Here is a 21125-nt window from a genome sequence, read left to right as displayed (position 1 = left end):
ACTTTCAGACATAAATTACAGAAACATTTAGCAATACTTTTACAATTAGGTTATTTGATTTATTGAGAAGTAATAAATGGACAAATAAAAGTATAAGTGTTTAAAATTGACCTTACTTTGTATTGATGCTGTTGTAACAACTGGTTTTATATAGACTAAATAATGATCTGTTACTTGTTTAGTCTTAGTTCTAGTTTAATTATACTATTTTATGAGATAGAAGTTTTAAAAGAAAACTATTAGTCTTTGATAGTTTTATTTTCTTTGCAAAATAAGATCATTAGGAAATATAGTTATAGGACAAAATACTTCATTTATGGGACTAATGTCTCTTTAACGAAAATTTGTGCATACTTTTTATTTATTAAACCAATAACAGCAAAAAAAGTAAGTTGTTATAAGTTGTAAGTAGGTTTGCCCAGACATGCACAAATCCAAATTTGTAATTCAATTTCAGAGAGTAATAACTAATACTATTGCTGTTATTTGCAACAACAGTTATATTTTTTAAATCAAAGTCAGATTAATAAAAGTTCTGAAGCTAAATTTTGAAAGCGTTGATTTGTTAGTTTTTCATTTTGCAAATAACGATGTACTACGATTCTGCCACAAAACTTAGATGTGTCAAATAATTTTAAAAACTGCCTTAACTTTTTGTGGTAAAATAAAAGCAGTTTCGGTCGCTAAAATTTGAGCAAAAAAAAGTCCTCGATGAGCTGTATATTGTTTTTATCAACTGTTTTCATAATCCAATTTAATATCTTATTTTGATATAATTTGATTATTTTTAGTTGTTTAATATTTCAAAATTACTGAGCTTATATTTAATATTGATAGATGTAGAGTATTATATAGTTTTTTATCCGTTATTTTCAATTTGAGAGCTTGATTTAATAATGTTGGAACCTAGACTTCTTTAGTTTTTAATTTTAGTGAATTTTTGGTTGCTCAAAACACATGCAGTGATTTTGATACAAAACTTAGGATTATAGGGAATTAAAAAACTTATGAGCCTGAAAGTTATTACGAGAAAACAGTGCTAGTAGTATGCAGGGTGGAAAAACATGTTGAGAACAGAATGTCATGGGCAGAACGAAAATTAAAAGAATAATTTTCTATTGCCCGGGAAGTTATCTGACTGTGTGGATCAGTTTCTCCACATGTTGTGCGGTAAACTGGCAGCTGCGAATTCCTATCTAATAATAAGTTGATTCCAGATACGGATCATAGATTTCCGCATCCCACTGGTTATCATTAAATAGATCTGTAAGTTCATCTTGAGATTCTAAATCAATAACATTTTCGTTTTCGCTGCAGCTGTATGCTGCATCTAGAAATTCACAGTCAAAGTCTGGTTCATCATCAGATCTGCTGTATAAATCTGTTAAAAGATTTTGTTTCTGCGTTTCTATTCGAAATGCCTCATCTGCGGAATTTGTGCCAGATTCAATATTAATTTTTTTAAATAATGGAATAACTGGACTTGCTGCTGCTATTTTCATATTTGGACTAAAAGGTGGGTGTATAAATATATTTTTCCAAAAGTAGCTTGAACAGCAGCTTTTTAAGTTATAGAATTTTGATGGAGTTTTATATAATTTATAATTAATCAGAAGGCATTTTTAGCAACAGGCAGGCAATATAAGTCCAGCTTCTGGAAAGGATAAAAAGCTGTATGAAAACTATTAAGGAGCAGATAAAAGAATTAAATTTAAAAAGTAAAGGAAACAGTTGTTGATTTCTGTTTCCTTTATATTTCTTTTACTAGAGTCGTCCTACTCTGTCTGTTGAGAATCTGAAGCTGATTCAGCTTTTGAAATGCTTTGTACAGCGGACTTCAAAACATCTTGATATTTGGCAATACCTATTCCAATTATAGGTATTGATAATTTTCCAATTACAGAGCCCGCCTGAGTATGTCCAGTTTTATTAAGATACGAAGATAAAAGCAGAGCTCCTACTGCCCCGCAGAGGATTAGTTCTCCTGGAACACTGCTGAGTTTATCTTCTATCATTTTTTGTATATCTTCCAGATTTTCCTGATTGAATATATTTTCCATAATCTTATTTTAATTCACTGATTTGTAATTATTCATTGTGATATTAAAATTACATGTTGCGCTGCTACTGTAGTTTATAAAATTTATAAGGAGGCTTATATAATTGACACTTGAATCTTTTGGATCGCTAAAGTATCTATTATATATGCAAGGGGATGTGGAAAGCCCTAAAGGAGTAAGAAATATTTTAAACTTTCTGTTTTATCGTATATTTTTATTGAATCTCTGAATGGGACTGATGATGTGGGCAGTGAGGCAGATATAACAAGTACTCGCCTCAGTTGCTGCAGGCTGCCGGCCATTGGTCAATATGTCTGAAATTGTTAATCACGTCATTTGCGATACTTATGTCTGCGTCTGTATTTCCATTTGTAAATGCTACCACTTTCATTCCTGCCCTTTTGGCTGCAAGCATTCCTGAATAGGAATCTTCAATGGCAGCACACTGCTCTGGTTCTACTTCCAGCTTACGGCATGTAGTTAAATACACACTAGGATCAGGTTTGCCATTTCGTTCTGAATCAGAGGAGGATACTGCATCAAAGTATTGTGCCAATTTTAATTTTTTGAGCACCACAGGTATAATTCTATAAGGAGAATTTGTAGCTAGCCCAATTTTATAACCTTGATTTTTAATAAGCTTCACAAAATTCTCTATACCCTCTATTTGGCAGTTTTCATTCTCAATGAGTTCAATTACACGAGAAATTACTAAATCTGCCACCTGCTGGTCACTTATATCTTCCCATGCACATTTACTGCGCCAGAACTCAGTAACTTCTTTTGTAGTCATTGTTTTAGTGATCAATGCTAGTTCCTCAGTTACCTGAACTCCTAGTGAAGAGAAAATTTCAAATTCTGCTTTCTGCCACAAAGGTTCCGAATCAACCAGCACTCCGTCCATATCAAAAATAACTGCTTTTGTTTTTAAATTTGCCGCATCCATATTATATTTTTATTTTAAAGTCTGGACTTTGGAAGCAGACTACAGGTTATGTTTCAAAAATACTACTTTTCAAAGCTAAATCAAATACCAGCCCAGACGAAGTTACATTCCTTATAAGTCTTTCTTTCTTACAACCAAAGGAATACTATTTAGCGTTTCGATAAAGATATCATCAAGTAATTAATCGATAACTACACTACTAATTCCTTTTTCCAATGCCGTATCTTGTACTAGAGTTACGTGAAGTCCTTCTGCTCTAAATATGGTAAGATCTGTCATTCCTAAAGCGCCTAAAAAAGATTTTAGATAAGGTGCTACAAAATCATTGGCTTTGCCCTGTTCATCGGTATAAATACCACCTGAACTCATAGCAACATATATTTTTTTACCAGTTACTAAGCCTATAGGCATACCTTCTTTGCTGTAACCAAATGTAATTCCACGGCGAGTGATATGGTCTATCCAAGCTTTAAGAGAACTGTGAATAGTGCGATTGATAAGTGGTGCTCCGATTACAATGATGTCTGCATCGAATAATTGTGCTACCAATTTGTCCGACAAATTAAGTCTCTGTTTTGTCTCTTCCGTTTGATGCTCTGTTGGCGTAAACATTGCTTGAAACGTTTCTGGAGTAAGATGGGGAATATTACTTTCTACCAAATCCAATTGTTCAACTGTACTATTAGCATATTTTTCTTGAATTTTTTCTACAATAGCATTCCCCAATTTTTTACTGTATGATTGTTCTCCCATTATGCTGGAATTAAGTTGTAATATTTTCTTTGAATTCATTTTTTTATCTTTTTTAATTATTGATACAAAGGTAAATTCAATAAGTATTAAAAAGATAGTAGTTACCCAAAGGAAAGCGGTTACTTTTTAGAAAGTTGATATATTTACAATATGAAAACGAAAAATAAAAACGAGGAGATTTCGAAGGTAGAATGCGGTAGTAATTTGAAGAATGTAATAGATGCTTTATATGTACTAAATGGCAAATGGAAATTACCAATTGTTTTGAGTTTGGTAAATGGCTCCAAGCGCTTTAATGAAATCTTGAAGGATGTTGATGGTATTTCTCCAAAAATATTAGCACAGGAACTAAAGCATTTAGAACAAAACGAATTGATATTGAGAAATGTATATGACACTACGCCTGTGAGCATTATTTATGAAGCATCTTCATACAGTGAAACTCTGAGAGACGTTTTAAGAACTTTAAGTGAATGGGGAGCTGGTCATCGAAAAAAGATTACTGGAAAATAGTAAACTAAATTATTTTTATTTCACTACGATATCCCTCTTTGGCTAACTAAACGAATGCAAGAATCGCTATATTACAATTCATTTTTTATTTTTTGTAAACTGTTTTAAGGTTGTAATATTGAAACCTTCCTGAAATACTGCATAAAATGGTTCGCAAATAGGTTCTTAAGGACCGTGATATTTTAGGACTTTTGAAAATTATTTGATTTTGGAGGTTTTAGATTTTAATGAGTTTAGTACTAGGTCAAGACTTACGCGCCACGATTCTGCCGCAAAACTTTGCCTCATGAAATATCTTAAAAACCACCTTAATTTTTTGTGGCAAAAAAGGTATCACCTCCAAAACACTTGTTGCAATGATTCTGGCAAACATTAAATTGTCATTATTTATGAGTTTAAGTAAAGAACATTTTTAAAATCTTGTTTCGTTTGAATTTTAAGGCCTTAATTTATGTATAAAAAATCTGTAATTGATTTTGCCTTTTTTTCACACGTTTATTCTTGCTTGGTTCATATAGGACTTCCTGAATTCCGTTTTTTAGAACTACCACTTTATAAGGCTGCTTCATTTTCTCGGTAAGATGATAAATAGTTAATGCCTCGGCTAGATCTTCAAACCATGATGCTGTGCTGTAGAGTGAAACAAAAGGTGTTTTTTGAATTGCTTTATACACTTCTGGGGCATATGAAACTTCGATTGGTTTACCACTTCTAAAGAGTACAGTATCCAGTAATGGATTGATTACGTTCTCCGAAGGCTCATTATATTTATCCCAAACATTTTGTGTAAAGTCTTTTGATCCTTCCCAAACATCTTTTTCATTCAGATGAGGAGTTAGATTTAGAACGCCATCCACGACATGTGTAGCTTCATGAAGTAAAACGTAGATAATGGCATCGAGATTACCAGCTTCAATCGTAACCTGATATTGACTGTCTGTTAATTTTTGATAGCAGGTGTTTTCTTTCCAGGTTGTCCACTCAGAAATAGTCTGGTTAAGAATTTCAGCACGGAAAGTTATATTATACATTTTTACCGAATCAGATGTTTCGACAGGTGATGTAAGGGCAGTATTGGGCATATTATCCATAAAACTGATACTGTGCAGATGCTTTTTTAGAATTTTTTGATGTAATGGAGGCAGTATAGCAAAGGCATTGTTTAACTTCTCTCTTTCAATATCGGTTAATTGATGTTCAACAGGATCCATGCCTGCATTGCGAAATTTTTTAAAAACACTTTCCGGTGCACGTTGATTGCGTTCAGCCAATTCGCTAATATTGGGATCTTTAACTTGCTGTGCATTAATAGACATTGCAGTTAAGAAGAGGTATAGAAAAGTATGCACAAAATATTTACCTGTCATTATTTTATTTTTTTCTGATTTTTAAAGACTTTCTTCTGAAGCCTGAATGCTGAGGTATTTATTCTTAAAGCCAAATGGGGTTTCATTAGTTTTTATGAAAAAAAGACGGCTAAAATAAGCTGGGTCCTCATATCCAAGATCGTATGCGATTTCTTTGGCACTTTTAGCAGTATGAACTAAAAGTCTTTTTGCTTCTAATATAATTCGGTTTTTGATAATTTCATTGGGTTGCGGCAGGTTCATCCGCTTAAATTTATGGGTCAGAGTCTTGGGTGCTATAGCAAGTATATCGGCATAGTCTGCTACACTATGTTTTTGTTTATAGTTTGCTTCAACCAATTGGGTGAAACGCCTGAAACATTCGAGATCATTGTGGTGTTGCCCCAATACACCGTCTAGGTGCTGCAGTTTCCAGAGTCGGGTTGACTTAATGAAGATTTGTTTCAGATAAGTACGGATCATTTCCTCTTGCGAGGAATCTTTCAAAATAAATTCATCTTGCATCTGAACAAATAAATAATCGATAAATGCGGAATCTGTCTGAGGTACAGTCGTCATGGGCATATTATGAATATTATTGAACAGCAGTCCATCGCAGGCAACTTCCTCGTCATGAATTTGAATGCAGTAAAAATCACTATTGTAAAATATAAAGAAGCCTTCTTGCTTGCCGATCTCTTCGATGCTGAGAACCTGATTGGGACTTATAAAAAAAAGAGAACTGCCTGAAGTATTATATACTTGAAAATCTACCTTGATCTTACAGTCTGCATCAAGGTAAAGCACTTTTATATATTCTTTGTAAGCTTCAGAATTGATCATTTCGAGGCTATCATTATCTACTTTAAGCATACCTATTTTTTTCAGGCTTATATCAAAAACGTGTTCTTTCATTATCAATTCTTTTAAAAGCCGGTCTTTAAAAGACCGGCGATGATACTTAATTAGCTTCTAATCTTTATTTTTTACAAAGTAATGAACTGCAACTATAAATTATTTTTTTGTAAACTTTTCAAGTTCTGTATTGAATTTTTCCATTTCCTCAATAAATAGTGCGTGTCCACTGTTTTCAAACTTTACAATGTAAGAGTTTTTTAGACCTTTGTGCAATTGCTCTGCAAACACGAAATCACACAGCTTATCTTTCGTGCCATGAAATATTGCTACAGGCACATTAATTTTTGATAAGGCAGGACGTAAATCAAGATCTCGCAAAGCTATTATAGATTGTGTTGTTGCATAGGGAGAGGCATCAGAATTTATACTTGCCAGCCATTGAGACATAGTTGGTGAGATTGCATTTTCCGACGCTCCAAAGGCTTTACCAAAATCTTCAATCAACTGCTGTCTGTTAGTTCTTGTTGTATGTATTAATCCTGCAGCTGCTTCATCGGTAGCACCATATGGAAAACCTTCACGTTGTTTCCACGAAGGCGCGGCAGCGGCAAAAAGTGCCAGTTTGCTCACATGTGCTCCATTGTATTTTGCCATATAATGTATGACAACTGCACCTCCCATAGAAAAACCGCCGAGAACTGCATTTTCGATCTTAAGTTTATCTAAAACTACCTTGATGTCATCTGAGAAAACATCAAAATCGTATTTACCATAGGGTCTGTCAGATTTTCCAAATCCTCTCATTGATATTCCGATCACCCTAAAACCTTTTTGAACAAAATATTGATATTGATATTCATACATTGCATCATTTAACGGCCATCCGTGTATTAATACAATAGGCTGTCCTTCCCCAAGGTCGGTTACATGAAGTTTTACATTTGGTTCAACTTCAATAAATTCTAATCGTCCGGCTGATGCTGGAACTCGTTTTGATTGAGCCAATAACGGATGGCTTAAAGTAAAGATACATAAAAGGCTTAATGTTGAAATAAGTGTTTTCATTTTGTTTATTATTAATTAGTTACTATTTGTTTTGAATTATTTACAATACAAAGATGCGTAAAACACTAAGGCTTGAAAATGGACATTTGGAAGAGTCCCTTGTACATTTTTCCCTATATCAAAAACGTCTCTTTAGGAACCAAAAAACAACTCTTTTAATCTATAACTTTATTTAAATCAACGAAGTAAAATCCTGAAATAACCTTTGTAAGCAAGTACGGAATTACGATCGATATAGGGAAATAAAAGTACTTATCTGATTAAAATCCCAGACAGTCCAAAAAAACTTAGAAATTAAGATTGTTAAAACATGGATTTTGCAGTAATTAAGCTTTAAGCTTATTACCTTAACCTTTTGAAGACTTCTCGATATCATTGAGTAGATGTGATAGTACAACTGCATCGTCAAAAGTTGGTGCTGTTTTCGTTTTATTTTTTATATCAGCAGCAACTCTTTTGTAAAGCAGCACCACATTTCTAATTACCGGATTATCAGGCAAACCCTCATACATTTCATTTGGAATTGGCAGGTTTTGTAATTTCGTATCTTTCCCTTGGGCTCCTTGAATTTCTAAAGGGACAAGCTGACCATGTCCAAGCGGCCCTGTTACCTGTATATCGCCGTGCGTTCCATTAATCTCCCACAAAAGGTTAGTGCCTCTTGAAACGCCGCCGCGGTAATGAATAGAAATTGCGGCTCCATTTTTCAATTGGCCTATTACCATAATCTGGTCTTCAGAGGTCTTAGGTTTTATTTCACCAATATCAGTAAGTTTTACTGTTGTGTAATTGTTTATCATTTTTGCTGTCAAAGTATCAAAACCGCCCAAAACTTTAGTTAAACCTGCCAATGTATGCCCCAAGGGGATGGTCAACATTGTAGCGCCGTTTGTTTTATCGTATAGATAATAGTTAGCCGAAATTGCTTCATCTGACCAAGGACCTCCCGAGCCTAGCAGTGTAGTGGATAAAACCTTCCCTACATAGCCATCTTTAATAAGGTGCTCCAGATAAGTCAATTCTGGTGATACAACCATTTGCGTCCCTACTGCTGCAACTACATTTTTCCGTGCCGCAATCGCTGCTAATTGCTCCGTTTCAGTAAGTCCGTTACCCAAGGGGTGTTCGCAGTACACATGTTTGCCTGCTTCAAGCGCAGCCTTTACAAGATCATAATGGTAAGGGACTTTTACAGTAATAACAACAAGTTCTATTTCGGCTGATGCTATTAAGGCATCTGGGTTTTCATAAGCAATTGGTATTTCTAGTTTATCCGCAGCTATTAAAGCGCTTTCATGAGTAGAATTGGCTACTCCGATAACCTCATAGGTCTCAGATAGATACCTTAATGCAGGAAGGTGTGACTTTGATGCCCACTGGCTGTCGGGGTTAAGCCCTATTATACCAACTTTTATTTTTTCTGTTTTCATTTATTTCTATTATATTGATTGTAAAATTAACAAGAACACTATAATTTTGTAGTGTACACAACCTATTGTATGTACATACAATTTTGTAAGTAATGACAAATAGAAAAGAAAATACCACAAATAACATCAATCGAAATTTTCTTTCAGATTGTAATCTTACCTACGCCGTACAACTAATGGGCGGAAGGTGGAAACTGCCAATTTTAATACGGTTAAGTGACGGTAAAAAACGTTTTGGGGAGCTTAAAAGGATAATCCCGAACATTACCGAAAGGATGCTGGCATTACAGCTTCGCGAGCTGGAACGTGATGGATTGGTAATACGCACCGTGTATCATGAAGTGCCTCCGAGGGTTGAATATGAACTTACTCCTGTAAGCAGTGCTCTCATTCCTATCTGCCTGCAATTGGATGAGTGGGGGGCAAAGCACAAAGATGTTCATTTAGGAATTTCGTCAACATTAATTCCTTAACTATAAACATGTTGCAAATAGAGAAAGATAAGGTGAATGTAAAATCCAACAAGATCTAGACTGACAAGATTTAGGTTCGAAACTTTATAAAAACAATTAGGAGAATTAAATAGGTCAATTATTCAATTGTATGTAATTCTCCTAATAGAATAATCATAATTTAAGGTCTGCTTTTGCAACTTTAATTAATTTCCAACGATTCTATAAGTTTTCCTTTAAACGTTAAATTATAGATAAGAATAATGGGACTCCCTGGAAAAGTTCCGGATACTTCTGCTTTTAAATTTCCCTTTTCAGCATCTCCTTCAAATTCAAGCGGTTTCATTGCCGTATTGTATTCCTTTGAGCTTTTTTCTATCCAGTTTTTTATTTCTGTTTTGCTGGTGTAATTTTTTCCCTCATCAAATACGATTGCAGTTTCTGAAAAGCAATCGGCAAAAGCCGAACTGTCAAAATTGTTTTGCGCTTTTACTAAGTCTTGTATTACTTCTGGTAAGTTCATAATGTATCTATTTTATGGTTATTAATGCTTATTTATTTTATTACTTACTATTTTTATTGGACATATAGACCTCTTCTTTCAAGGTAACTATTACATATATTAAAAATCAGATCGTTGGAATTGTTCCACCATCGATTACATATTCTGTTCCTGTCAGGTAACCTGCTCTGGGTGATACCAAAAATCCAACGAGTTCAGCGACTTCTTCCGGTTTGGCTGGTCTTCCGTAAGGGATACCTCCCAAAGCTGCCATTACACCTTTTTCAGCCTCTTCTATAGTTATATTACTGCTTTCAGAAATGCGCTCCATCATGCGTATTGATGCTTCGGTCATAATCCATCCTGGAGAAACGGTCAATACACGTACACCTTTTGGAGATACTTCTTTCGATAATCCTTTGCTGTAATTAATAAGTCCGGCCTTTGCGGCAGCATACGGCAGCGTGGAATCATACAAAGGAAGTTTTCCCTGAATAGATGCTATGTGGATTATTACCCCGCTTTTACCTTCAAGCATTTTTGGAAGAACTGCCTTATCCAGACGAACTGGTGCCAGTAAGTTGGCTTGTATTGTTTCTTCCCAATCTGTATTGGTTAATGCAGCAAATCCTCCGCCAGGAGTTTCAGAACCTCCCAGATTGTTTACAAGGATATCTAACTTACCGAATCTCTCAAATACTTCAGAAGCAACTTTGGCAGCAGCTTCTGGTTTGCTTAAATCTGCAGGAATGAAATGCAGCTCTTTATCTGGTGTTTCAGGTTGGTTTCTTGCGCTGATAACTACCGTAGCACCGGCATTTTTTAAACGTTCGGCTATCGCTCTGCCAGCCCCTTTTGTACCTCCTGTCACAAGCGCAATTTTGCCTGATAACTCGTTTTGATAATCTATTATTTGTTTCATGATAATTTCTTTTGTACAAATTTCAGAAGTATGCAACTTTCTCACAAGTACGGAATTACGATTCAGATAGGGATAAATTTTTCCCCTATTGCACAAATCGTAACATACTAGTACTTTTACAATATGTATGAAAGAAAAACAATACCGAACTTAAACTGCGGACTGGACCTGATAGGAGAAGTATTATATGGTAAATGGAAAATACGCCTGCTTTGGTTTATTAACGAAGGCCATAAGAGACCAAGTGAATTGCAGCGTAAAATACCAGACGCTTCACGCAGGGTCCTGAACATCCAGTTGAACGAATTGGAAGAACATGAGCTCGTTGTTAGGAAAATATATCCTGTAGTGCCGCCAAAAGTAGAATACAGTCTCACTAAATTTGGCGAGAGCTTAATTCCAGTTATAGGTGCTTTAGGCCAATGGGGTGATCAGAATCAAGAGAGACTGAAATCTTTAATCATTAAAAAATTTCCCGGAGCAGCCGATACGGAATAAAATTAATAATCTCTAAATTAATTTTGGTTAGCTAAAATTTATACTCTTTTGTTCGTTTTTTTGATTTCCAATTCCTCTACAAATTTCCGTTTCTCTTTTCCTATACTTCTATTAATACATAAATTTTCTGTGCTGTCTATTTGTATAGTTATTACATACGACAGCATTTGCAATTCCTCTATCATTATAAATAATTACAAATATCCCGAGCTGGTAGTTTTGACAATTCCTAATGCTCTGCACTATACTTATGATGCCTGATTTTGTCTTCTGTCACACCAAATCTAATTAAGGGAAAAATCTACAATAATAACTGCACTATATCCATTTTTAGAGAATCGGTCTTTACTGAATTTTGCTGCGGAGAATGAAAAACGGTCATGTTGATTATTATTAATCACACGAGATATAGAATCATTCTCTAAGAATCAGTAAAAATTAAAAACTATTAGAAATGACAAAACATGAAAACCGCACATTGGGTGCATTTGAAAAAACGTTCTGGCTGTTGGATCAGATTGATTCTAAGGACTTTGCTTTGGCAGCAGAAGTAGAAGGAAGAGAATCGGCTGATGCATGGAGACTGGCCGTTGATCAGGTTCAGAAGAGACATCCCAACCTTTCAGCAAGAATTAGAATGGATGAATTTAAAAGACCTTTTATCGAACATGTTGACTCCCTAGTCATTCCACTGAAGGTCATAGAAATCGATAACAATTTTAAATGGGAGGAAGTAGTCGAAAAGGAATTAGCAACACGATTTAATACTGAAGAGGGCCCTCTTTTTAGAGTGATTGTATTACAAAAACCTGAAGATACTGTATTGATTTTAGCAGCCAATCATACATTAGCCGATGGATCTTCACTTATGTATTTATTTAGGGATTTACTGGAGGCAGTTACAGGCCAGATTCCGCAGGTATTAGCACCGCAAAAATCTAACGATGAAACACTTGGACTTCCTGAGGATACTGCTGTTGAAGATAACGAAACTTCAATATATATATTTAAAAAACCTGATGCTGTTTCTCCTAAAGTTGAAAGTATTAAGTTTTCAAGCGAGCATACATCACAGCTTATAGAAAGATCAAGACTGGAGCAAACAACGGTGCATGGTGCAATTTGCGCTGCTGTGGTTATTGCAGGAAGAAAACTTCGCCATGAGTGGGATGACAAAAAAATTGAATTAATTTCTCCTATCTGCACACGAAAAGCGCTTCAATTAGATGATAACTGCGGATTGAATATTACGACTCATCCCGTTTATTTTGAGCCAGAAGAAAAGCAATCTTTTTGGGATATAGCCAGATTGGCAAAATCAGGTCTCAATGGAACAGAAACAAAAGAACATGTAGAGAATTATCTTGGTTTTTTCAGAACGCTGACTTTCAACAGTGCAGATATCCAAAAAATGGTAGATATATTAAAAGAAGCATTCAATCACCAAATAATGGTTACTAATCTGGTAAAGGTGAAATATAAAACTGATTTTGGAAAGCTCAAACTTAAATCTGTATATGGTCCAATGGTTCGTTCAGGAAAGGGCTTGGAGCAGACTATTGGGGCGATCAGTACCAACGGCAATCTTTGTCTTACAAATACCAGCGACACACCTATTGCAGGTTTATTAGAAGAAATGCAGATGCTTATGGCGGAAGCCTGCAAATAGTATTCGGACAATCTAAGATAATTTAATTTTAAAGAAACACCATATGATGCATAGATGTATTGTATGGTGTTATTTATATGAACATACCTGATATCAATTTTGATGTTTTTAAAGAATTAGTACATTGATAAAAATAATCACGAATTGAAATTTATTAAAATTACCAAAAACATAAGAGAAGTTTAATCTTTTGAGAGTTAGTTTTAAAATTAACCTATTGCATTCGTTTTTTAATTAATTCTTCATCAGGAGAAAAAAAAACTCTAAAAGTTTCGAACCTAAACTTGTTAGACCTTTGTTTTATTGGATTTCTAGTTTTTAAAAGAGAGTGTGCCACGATTCTGCCACAAATCTCTGATTGCTTAAATGGAACTGTATTTACGCTGGTTAGATAGGTACGAAAAGCAGGATGGCGAAAATAAGCCAATTGGTTTAATAATATTTGCAGAAAGCAGCGGGAGCAAATTGAATTACTTGAAATAAGAATGTAAGCTTTGTAAAATTGATCATTTTGAATAAGAAAGGCAGGTATATATACATTATTTTGCCTTGACTAATTTTATATATTTACACCTGAGTTTTCTGCTGTTTTTTTCTTTTCTTAATAATTAAAAACTGTTAATTATCAGATAAAATAGATTCGACAATTAATTTTGAAGCTGCTTCACAGAAATCCAAACCAGAATAGTCTGGATTAAATCCTCCGATATAAGGTACTGCCATAATGTAAATATTTTCATTGTATGCGCCATACTGATCAATAATTTGAAAATTATCGTTCATCGCAATACCCGATACATTTAAAAAGTAATTTCCCTGCGAATCTTTCTCGACAGAACTTCCTGTTTCTAGTGCTTTAGCTGCTGTCTCGTGAGATTTAAATTTTAATCTGGCGGGACTTATCAATTTTTGCGAAAGCAGACTTTTAAATGGAAAATCGTCGTACGATAAATGAGGCTGGCCAATGCAGTCGATAAAAGTATTGTAGTAAACAGCTTGTAAATTTTCATTTTCGTCATTGTATTTGTAAAGTATGCCTCCGCCATTTTGAGGTTCTACAGAACTATTATGATTTACTGCAGCAATATCCAGAACCCCTGCATGGTGTAAAGAAAGTAATTCACTGCAGGATTTCTGCGGTACAAATGCAATTACAATGGAAATCAAAGGCATGAGTACTTTTTGTAATCGCTGCATATCTTCTGCCGAAAGATACTTTGCAGGATGGTTCATAGCAAAACTTAATACCGCCAGCATTTCTTTCCAATATACTGACTCCTGTCTTTTTATTGATTTTTCGGCCTGTATATATTCTGCTTTTAAAAGCTGGAACGGATCCAGACGTTCCCTGAGTTCCATCATTTCTTCAACAAATTCCTCTATTGACAGCTCTTTAATACGATCATAAAAGTCAGGATCTTTTTCTCGGAAAATTTCTTTAAAATTATTTTTAAAAATAAAATCAAGCGATAAAAAGCCGTCGTTATATTTTCGATGTTCGTCTATCTCTTCTCTGGTCAGCAATGAATCATTGGACAAATGAGAATCTTCTAAATGAAAACGCACCGCAGGAAGCATGCCGCTTCGGGAATGAATAACCATTTTAAAATCTGGACTCTCTGCTGCTTTTTCAAAACGAATAGTTCCATCAGCCTCTTTAATAAATTTTCCGTTACTGCGGGCTAAAGTCCTAATGGCATCAATTGCAGTAAGAGAAGATCCTCTTATTGCTACGGCATGATTCAAATGCACTGCCAATTTTGCGGGAGGATATGGCGAATCAAAATAACCTTTTACTTTTCCCTCATATCGTATTGGCCAATGATGACCGGTACAAATTACCGCATAATCAAAAACTGCTTTATCATCTGTAGTTTCTATGGTGACATTATTGTACTCTTTATTGTAAATAATGTCCAGAACATTAGTCTGATAATGTATAGTGGTAAGAATTCCTTTTACAGAAGCGATTTGCTGCAGAAGCTCGAATTGTGAAGAAAGATAATATCCAAATAAAATTCGCGGTAATACTTTGTATTCATTAAACTTATTGGGATTTATATCGAATTTATCCAATAATTCGGCAGGAGCAGTCTGTAGCCACTCTTCGATCGAATTGACAATTTCAGGAATTTCATTATCTGAAACATTGGTAACATGTTCTTCATTGGCGCCTTCGGTGCTGTACGGCATACCTGCTCCAAGCATGCTTTTTCTTTCAAAAATGGTAACCTCCAGATCAGTACTTCCAGATTCAACTAATCTTTTATAAAGAAAAAGGCCGCTTGGACCGCCTCCCAGAATTGCAATCTTCTTTTTAGATGTATTTTTCGGCATGTTTAAATTTTTAAACAAATATAATCTGCTTTAATATATAAGTTTTACAGAATTAGCAACCAGTTGTTTTAAAATTCAGCTCTCTAAATCAGCTGATTATTTATTTCACAATCTAAATCATCCAGCCGACTTGATGCCTTCTGAGATGGTTTCCTCTTATTATAAATGAGAAGAGACCTAATCTATCATTTCTTTGATTAGGTCATGAAAAGCTTAAGCTGGTGAAGGAATAATTGGCTGGACAGGAAAGCCTTATTAACTATGTTTTGCAGAAAAGAGGTTCCTTAATGAATTATTAAACACTAGTAAATATTAGGTTTTATATGCTGATTTAAGAGTCGGCACATAAAAAAAAGTATACGTCGATTTTTTATCAATTTCCTTAGACAAATATTAGGTTAATTTCTGTGACCGAAGATCAGAAAGACAATCTTTTTCATAAAATCGAGAATAATTTTGATAGTTAATAATATTAGAATCTAAATTGCGCAAGAGTTTATTTTGTCCTAGAAATTTTGAGCAGTTTTAAAAAATCTGAAAAGCAGTATATAACAAAAAAGCCTGCAAATCGTAAGATTTGCAGGCTTTACCACGTTTATTATGGGTTTTTGAAAAGATTAAAAAACTTTCGTTTTGGCTTCTTTTACCCTTTTGGTGGGGAGAGCAGGATTCGAACTTTACCGCTCAAACCCGCATCTATGCTACGTTTTTATAATGTCTTAAACCTAAAGTGCACCGATTCTGAACCTGAGTTAAAATTTTTGCTTTCTCACTGTTTATTTATGTCAAAAACAGCTTTTTTTGATATTTAACTAATTGTTATTCAGTGATGTTATTCTTAATAATTTGTTTGTAAATATATCAATATTTTTTGATTATTGATATATTTAATTTCTTATGTTTCTCAAATGTTAAGTCTTATTAAAATGCCTTACCTTTTTGTCGAAGAAAAGTTATGAACTCCATTAAAAAAGTAACATGTTTTAGTTAAGCTTCCAACCAAAAGATGTTTGAAAAACATAATCATCTTTTGATGAATTTGCAACAGGTTTGTTATCGTAGTTATATACGAAAGATAGTTTAATAAAAAAGTTTAGTGGCAAATCGTATTTGGTATCTAGATTAAAATCAGTGCGTACTCTTTTTTTCTCTGTGAGACTTGGAAATACAAGTAGTTTTGAAGAAATACTAAAATCTCCAATGTCGTAAAAGTTTAATTCGGTTCCCGAGAAAAATTCCAAACTTTTATTAATTTCTTTTTCATTTTGATAACGTTCATGGTTATATGATAACCCAAGGGCTATTCCCCAATATTTATTGTTGTCACGAAATAAATATCGCCCATAACCACCTTTGGAGATGACACGTAATTGAATTTCTTGCTCTGTATTTGATAGTGTAGAAATTGATCCGGTAATGAAATAATCTTTTGGCAGGAGGTATACATAATTAAAATCCGAATCAATTCTTTGGATTTTTTCACTCTGATCTTGTACAGATTGAATTTGCTTGTACGTTCCGGTAGCAAACCATCTTTTTGCATTGTATCCAACGCTGGAATTTATAGAAAGTTGTTTTAAGTTCTGAGCTTTAGTAAGCTTAAAGCCGACATCAAAGCTTATATCTAAACGATCCCAAAAATTGACATCAATAGTTTTTATATAAACTATTTCCGAAAGATTTACTGTCTTTATGATTTTAGTATCTATTTCAATTATTTTGCATTTTAGAGAATCTATAATTCCCATAACAGCGCCGTTTAAAAGTTCACCAGAAGCGAGAGTAATAATATGTGTCTGTGGTGAAGAAAAATATTTTACTTCTTTCCACTTTATTTTAAAATCATCTTTACTGTAGTTTGTTTCAAGTTGAATTATTCCACCGGACATTAGTTTGACTTTGCCAATCAGTAAGTTTTCATTTTTTAGTATCAATGTGTCAGATTGGGACATACTTTTAAGAGAAATCAGTAGTAAAATAAATAGACCAATTTTATTCATCGTTTATAAAACTTTTAGGTTAAAATTGTTTATTCGAAATTATAAAGGTTCTATTTTTTGTTTCAGAAAATTTATTCAGACTTCAGTAGATATTCGTTTTGGATTGTCTAGTTTACACCCTTGGATTTGAAAAAAAACTGTTTTTTTGAATTATTTTTTTCGAATATTATAAAACTTAAGCCATCTGCTTAGTTCCTGGAGTGCAGTATAAATAAATCACTCACTTAAAACATATATTTTTAAAATTAAAATTTGTTCTACTTAAATATTACGTACCAAAAAGGTATCAACTCCATTAAAATTAAAAATTAAAAACACAATAATAATCATTATATCATCTGCTTATGTTTCATTTTGTAAAATGAAACAAAATTTCTACAATATTTGAAATAGAATCAGATCTCTTTTAGCACATAAAAAAAATGCCAAATACTGATTTTTAGTATTTTAATTTATTATCTGGTTACAAAAAAGGTATCAACTCCAATTTGAAATAAAACAATATCTTGAAGATGTTTGATTAAAAAAGATAACTATCTTTAGACTATCCAAATCTTCTATATTATAAAATTGGTTTCATTTTATAAAATGAAACATATGAAATTCTGAAATAAGAATTGACTAACGTAATTTTATTATAGTTCCTATTTTCTTTGTTTGAAAATCATTTTTCCTCAAAAGCAAATAGCAACTAATTATTTATATCAAAGCGATTTCTAAATCCATCTAATACCAATATTATGAAAAGAATAGTTGTAATTTTTTTAAGCCTCGTATTATTAAGCAATTGTAAAAAAGAACCCGCAAAGGATGAAAATGTTTTGACTCCTGCAAAAGCAAAAGAACTTGCTAAAGAAGCCTACATTTTTGCTTATCCTATGCTCATGGGATATAAAGCTTTGTATTTCACTGTGATCAATAAAAAAAGTCCCGGTTACAGAAGTGATGTAAATGTGATTACGCATGATCGAAAGCCTGCAGACGATACGAGAAAAGATGTAGTTTCAATGAATGCTGATACGCCTTATTCGATGTTTGCATTAGATCTGCGTGCAGAACCAATGGTTTTTTCTGTACCGGCAGTTAAAGACCGCTATTATGTTTTCCAGTTTGTAGACCTTTTTACTCACAACTTTGCTTATGTAGGAACAAGAGCGACGGGAAATGAAGCTGGAGATTACCTTTTCGTAGGTCCGCAATGGAATGGCAAAATCCCGGATGGAAAATTTAAAAAAGTATTTCATGTAGAAAGTCAGTTTGTTACCGGAATTGGGCGAACTCAGCTATTTAATGCAAAAGATCTTCAAAATGTCGGGAAAATTCAGGATCAGGTTAAAATTTTGTCTTTAAGCAAATTTTTAAATGAAGAAACTCCAAAAGCTCCCGCCTCCATAGATTGGCTTCCGATTACAGATCCGAACGATTTGGCAAACATTAATTTTATTAAATATTTTAATATGTACTTAAATTTAGTACAACCAATTAATAAAGAAGATGAAGAATCTTTAGCTAAGTTTGAAAAAATTGGTATTAAACCAGGTGCATCATTTGATAAATCGCAATTTAGTGAAGAAATTCAAACTGCTATTAATGATGGTATTAATGAAGGAATTGCAGCAATAAAAGAAAAAGCATCCAAAATTGGAGAACAAAAAAATGGATGGAATATGATGAATGCTTTTGGAAACAGGGCATTTTATAAAGGTGACAGATTACTTCGTTCTGCTGCAGTAATGATCGGAATTTATGGTAATGATAAAGTGGAAGCTTTTTATCCAACAGCCTATATTGATTCGGAAGGAAAAACATTGAACGGGAAGGATAACAAGTATAAAATTCATTTTTCTAAAGCGCAGATTCCGCCGGCAAAATATTTTTGGTCCATTACAATGTATGATAAAAGTGCAGATGGAGTAGGCGGTTATCTTATTAAAAATCCAATAAATAGATTTTTAATAAACTCTACTACAGATGGTTTAGTTTATGATAAAGACGGTGGATTAACTATTTACATTCAGAATCAGAAACCAGAAGGCAGTTTAAGTTCGAACTGGCTTCCAGCACCAACAGAAGATTTTTATTTAATGATGCGTATATATGGACCAAAAGAAAATGCATTGAACGGAACATGGAGTCCTCCAGCAATTGAAAAAGTAAAATAACAGTAAAACTTATAAATTTAACGATGATGACAAACAGAAAACTTGTTTCATTTTCTTTAATTCTGCTAATTTTTATATCGTTAAGTTGTAAAAAAGAAGCTTCAAAAGAAAATACAGAAAGTAATAATTCGGTTTCTGACAATTCAAAAGAGCTAAGTCTTGAAGAAGTTAGAAGTATTACCAAGGAAGCCTATATTTATGGATTTCCTTTGGTTGATAATACCAGAATACAATATGCTTATTTTGTAGATAAACAAAATCCGGAATTTAAAGCGCCGTGGAATACGATTCGTAATATTTCCCGTGTCTTTACATCTGAAGATAGAGCGCTTCAAACCCCAAACTCCGATACTCCATACTCTTGGATTGGTTTAGATTTGAGAAGCGAACCAATTGTTTTTGTTATACCTCCGATTGAAAAAAACAGATATTGGAGTCTGCAGTTGATTGATATGTACACACACAATTTTGCTTATTTAGGAAGCCGTGCAACTGGAAATAGTGGAGGGGCTTTTATGCTCGCTGGACCTGACTGGAATGGAGATACGCCAAAAGGAATTACCAAGGTTATCAAATGTGAAACTCAAATTGCTTTGGGAATTATTCGAACACAGCTGTTTGATCCAGGTGACTTAAAAAATGTAAAAGCATTACAGGAAAAATATAGTGTTAAAACACTTTCTGCTTATTTAGGCAAACCAGCTCCAACAAAAGCAAAGCCAATTGATTTTATAAAACCTTTGACACAAGACGAACAAAAAAACTCATTAGAATTCTTTAATAATTTAAATTTTGCACTGCAATTTTGTCCAGTTCATCCTTCTGAAAAAGATTTACGTGCTCGATTTGCTAAAATTGGAATTCAGGAAGGAAAGGTTTTTAATCCTGAAAGTTTAAGTCCGGATGTTAAAAATGCAATGAATGAAGGAATAAAAGATGCATGGTTGGAAATGGATGTTTTGAAGAAAAAACTTATAACTGGAGAAGTTTTTTCAGGTGATGGCTTTGGAACGAGGGAATTTCTCAAAAACAATTATCTTTTTAGAATGAGCGGCGCTTTTCTGGGAATTTATGGAAACTCAAAAGAAGAAGCCATATATCCGACGTACTATGTTGATGCAAAAGGGGAAAAATTGGACGGTAAAAACCAATATATTTTGAGATTTCCTAAAGGACAGCTTCCACCTGTTAATTCTTTTTGGTCTCTTACGATGTATGATCAGCCGGCAAGTTTGCTTGTTGCTAATCCAATTAATCGTTATTTGCTTAATTCTCCCATGATGCCTCAATTTAAAAAAGATCCTGATGGAGGACTCACTTTTTATATTCAAGCTGTTTCTCCTGGAAAAGAAAAAGAATCGAATTGGTTGCCCGCCCCAAAAGGACCTTTCGCATTAATTATGAGATTATATTGGCCAAAACAAGCAGCTATTGATGGAACTTGGAAACAGCCTCCTTTGAATAAAGTTTAATAATTATTAATTCAAAAAATGGAAGGGATGATAATATAGTCATCCCTTTTTTATGTGAGTTAGAACGAAGATTAAAATAATGTTAGCTGAAGCGTATGCTAAAATTAAAGTGGTCCTTTTTGAGTACATACTATTTGAAC

At 33.8% G+C, this 21125-nt stretch carries 18 protein-coding genes; 6 read left to right on the top strand and 12 right to left on the bottom strand.

The genetic code is table 11. The features are described from left to right. Positions 1-1196 precede the first annotated feature (1196 nt). From QE431_RS13900 to QE431_RS13885, 4 genes are all read right to left on the bottom strand, one after another. On the bottom strand, positions 1197-1502 hold the full coding sequence (locus QE431_RS13900; RefSeq protein ID WP_307296926.1) for a hypothetical protein: 306 nt from the start codon (positions 1500-1502) through the stop codon (positions 1197-1199). Positions 1503-1775: 273 nt separating this feature from the next. Beyond that, on the bottom strand, positions 1776-2060 hold the full coding sequence (locus QE431_RS13895) for a hypothetical protein (protein ID WP_057116300.1): 285 nt from the start codon (positions 2058-2060) through the stop codon (positions 1776-1778). Between the two features lie 277 nt (positions 2061-2337). Beyond that, positions 2338-3006, bottom strand: coding sequence for a hexitol phosphatase HxpB (gene hxpB, locus QE431_RS13890; RefSeq protein ID WP_057116299.1), 669 nt, complete (start codon positions 3004-3006; stop codon positions 2338-2340). A 180-nt stretch (positions 3007-3186) separates the two neighbouring features. After that, positions 3187-3798 (bottom strand): FMN-dependent NADH-azoreductase, encoded by a 612-nt coding sequence (locus QE431_RS13885; protein WP_307296918.1) that lies wholly within the window; start codon positions 3796-3798, stop codon positions 3187-3189. Positions 3799-3909: 111 nt separating this feature from the next. Between QE431_RS13885 and QE431_RS13880 the strand changes: the two genes are divergently transcribed. Beyond that, complete coding sequence (locus tag QE431_RS13880; protein WP_057116297.1) at positions 3910-4272, top strand: helix-turn-helix domain-containing protein; 363 nt, start codon at positions 3910-3912, stop codon at positions 4270-4272. Between the two features lie 449 nt (positions 4273-4721). Here QE431_RS13880 and QE431_RS13875 read toward each other — a convergent pair whose 3' ends face one another. The 4 genes from QE431_RS13875 to QE431_RS13860 all read right to left on the bottom strand — a co-directional run bounded on the left by QE431_RS13875 (position 4722) and on the right by QE431_RS13860 (position 8971). Next, positions 4722-5639: a hypothetical protein gene (locus QE431_RS13875; RefSeq protein ID WP_307296916.1), complete on the bottom strand. Its 918-nt coding sequence runs from the start codon at positions 5637-5639 to the stop codon at positions 4722-4724. A 21-nt stretch (positions 5640-5660) separates the two neighbouring features. Continuing rightward, entirely contained in the window at positions 5661-6533 is an 873-nt protein-coding gene (locus QE431_RS13870; RefSeq protein ID WP_281866027.1) for a helix-turn-helix domain-containing protein, read from the bottom strand. 99 nt (positions 6534-6632) lie between these two features. After that, a complete protein-coding gene (locus tag QE431_RS13865; RefSeq protein WP_307296910.1) occupies positions 6633-7541 on the bottom strand; it encodes an alpha/beta fold hydrolase in 909 nt (302 codons plus the stop codon). 347 nt (positions 7542-7888) lie between these two features. Beyond that, entirely contained in the window at positions 7889-8971 is a 1083-nt protein-coding gene (locus QE431_RS13860) for a Gfo/Idh/MocA family protein (protein WP_307296908.1), read from the bottom strand. 92 nt (positions 8972-9063) lie between these two features. Between QE431_RS13860 and QE431_RS13855 the strand changes: the two genes are divergently transcribed. Next, positions 9064-9444 (top strand): helix-turn-helix domain-containing protein, encoded by a 381-nt coding sequence (locus tag QE431_RS13855; protein ID WP_307296906.1) that lies wholly within the window; start codon positions 9064-9066, stop codon positions 9442-9444. Positions 9445-9625: 181 nt separating this feature from the next. On the opposite strand, the gene QE431_RS13850 is transcribed toward QE431_RS13855, so the two are convergent. Beyond that, entirely contained in the window at positions 9626-9946 is a 321-nt protein-coding gene (locus QE431_RS13850) for a nuclear transport factor 2 family protein (RefSeq protein WP_307296905.1), read from the bottom strand. A 106-nt stretch (positions 9947-10052) separates the two neighbouring features. Beyond that, positions 10053-10847 carry an SDR family oxidoreductase gene (locus tag QE431_RS13845; RefSeq protein ID WP_307296902.1) on the bottom strand — a complete coding sequence of 265 codons (795 nt, stop codon included), beginning with the start codon at positions 10845-10847 and terminating at the stop codon, positions 10053-10055. Positions 10848-10970: 123 nt separating this feature from the next. Here QE431_RS13845 and QE431_RS13840 point away from each other — a divergent pair, with 123 nt between their 5' ends. Together QE431_RS13840 and QE431_RS13835 are read left to right on the top strand one after the other, a co-directional pair. Continuing rightward, entirely contained in the window at positions 10971-11345 is a 375-nt protein-coding gene (locus QE431_RS13840) for a helix-turn-helix domain-containing protein (protein WP_057116291.1), read from the top strand. Positions 11346-11799: 454 nt separating this feature from the next. Then, entirely contained in the window at positions 11800-13014 is a 1215-nt protein-coding gene (locus QE431_RS13835) for a condensation domain-containing protein (protein ID WP_307296899.1), read from the top strand. Positions 13015-13632: 618 nt separating this feature from the next. Here the strand turns inward: QE431_RS13835 and QE431_RS13830 are convergent. Both QE431_RS13830 and QE431_RS13825 read right to left on the bottom strand, forming a co-directional pair. Then, positions 13633-15351: an FAD/NAD(P)-binding protein gene (locus QE431_RS13830; protein ID WP_307296896.1), complete on the bottom strand. Its 1719-nt coding sequence runs from the start codon at positions 15349-15351 to the stop codon at positions 13633-13635. 983 nt (positions 15352-16334) lie between these two features. Continuing rightward, complete coding sequence (locus QE431_RS13825) at positions 16335-17351, bottom strand: DUF481 domain-containing protein (RefSeq protein ID WP_307296894.1); 1017 nt, start codon at positions 17349-17351, stop codon at positions 16335-16337. 740 nt (positions 17352-18091) lie between these two features. On the opposite strand from QE431_RS13825, the gene QE431_RS13820 reads away from it, so the two are divergent. Together QE431_RS13820 and QE431_RS13815 are read left to right on the top strand one after the other, a co-directional pair. Continuing rightward, positions 18092-19513 carry a DUF1254 domain-containing protein gene (locus QE431_RS13820; RefSeq protein ID WP_307296891.1) on the top strand — a complete coding sequence of 474 codons (1422 nt, stop codon included), beginning with the start codon at positions 18092-18094 and terminating at the stop codon, positions 19511-19513. Positions 19514-19536: 23 nt separating this feature from the next. Next, positions 19537-20985, top strand: a complete 1449-nt coding sequence (locus tag QE431_RS13815; protein WP_307296888.1) for a DUF1254 domain-containing protein — start codon at positions 19537-19539, stop codon at positions 20983-20985. Positions 20986-21125 lie beyond the last annotated feature (140 nt).

Source organism: Flavobacterium sp. SORGH_AS_0622, from assembly GCF_030818825.1.
GTDB lineage: Bacteria > Bacteroidota > Bacteroidia > Flavobacteriales > Flavobacteriaceae > Flavobacterium.
Note: the sequence above shows the minus strand (reverse complement) of the source record. Positions and strands in the feature narration are given on the sequence as shown.

Coding starts and splice junctions, on each gene's coding strand:
- QE431_RS13840 (WP_057116291.1), top strand. CDS start 10,971: ATGTATGAAAGAAAAACAATACCGAACTTAAACTGCGGACTGGACCTG.
- QE431_RS13880 (WP_057116297.1), top strand. CDS start 3,910: ATGAAAACGAAAAATAAAAACGAGGAGATTTCGAAGGTAGAATGCGGT.
- QE431_RS13860 (WP_307296908.1), bottom strand. CDS start 8,971: ATGAAAACAGAAAAAATAAAAGTTGGTATAATAGGGCTTAACCCCGAC.
- QE431_RS13845 (WP_307296902.1), bottom strand. CDS start 10,847: ATGAAACAAATAATAGATTATCAAAACGAGTTATCAGGCAAAATTGCG.
- hxpB (WP_057116299.1), bottom strand. CDS start 3,006: ATGGATGCGGCAAATTTAAAAACAAAAGCAGTTATTTTTGATATGGAC.
- QE431_RS13875 (WP_307296916.1), bottom strand. CDS start 5,639: ATGACAGGTAAATATTTTGTGCATACTTTTCTATACCTCTTCTTAACT.
- QE431_RS13830 (WP_307296896.1), bottom strand. CDS start 15,351: ATGCCGAAAAATACATCTAAAAAGAAGATTGCAATTCTGGGAGGCGGT.
- QE431_RS13885 (WP_307296918.1), bottom strand. CDS start 3,798: ATGAATTCAAAGAAAATATTACAACTTAATTCCAGCATAATGGGAGAA.
- QE431_RS13895 (WP_057116300.1), bottom strand. CDS start 2,060: ATGGAAAATATATTCAATCAGGAAAATCTGGAAGATATACAAAAAATG.
- QE431_RS13820 (WP_307296891.1), top strand. CDS start 18,092: ATGAAAAGAATAGTTGTAATTTTTTTAAGCCTCGTATTATTAAGCAAT.
- QE431_RS13825 (WP_307296894.1), bottom strand. CDS start 17,351: ATGAATAAAATTGGTCTATTTATTTTACTACTGATTTCTCTTAAAAGT.
- QE431_RS13870 (WP_281866027.1), bottom strand. CDS start 6,533: ATGAAAGAACACGTTTTTGATATAAGCCTGAAAAAAATAGGTATGCTT.
- QE431_RS13850 (WP_307296905.1), bottom strand. CDS start 9,946: ATGAACTTACCAGAAGTAATACAAGACTTAGTAAAAGCGCAAAACAAT.
- QE431_RS13900 (WP_307296926.1), bottom strand. CDS start 1,502: ATGAAAATAGCAGCAGCAAGTCCAGTTATTCCATTATTTAAAAAAATT.
- QE431_RS13855 (WP_307296906.1), top strand. CDS start 9,064: ATGACAAATAGAAAAGAAAATACCACAAATAACATCAATCGAAATTTT.
- QE431_RS13835 (WP_307296899.1), top strand. CDS start 11,800: ATGACAAAACATGAAAACCGCACATTGGGTGCATTTGAAAAAACGTTC.
- QE431_RS13815 (WP_307296888.1), top strand. CDS start 19,537: ATGATGACAAACAGAAAACTTGTTTCATTTTCTTTAATTCTGCTAATT.
- QE431_RS13865 (WP_307296910.1), bottom strand. CDS start 7,541: ATGAAAACACTTATTTCAACATTAAGCCTTTTATGTATCTTTACTTTA.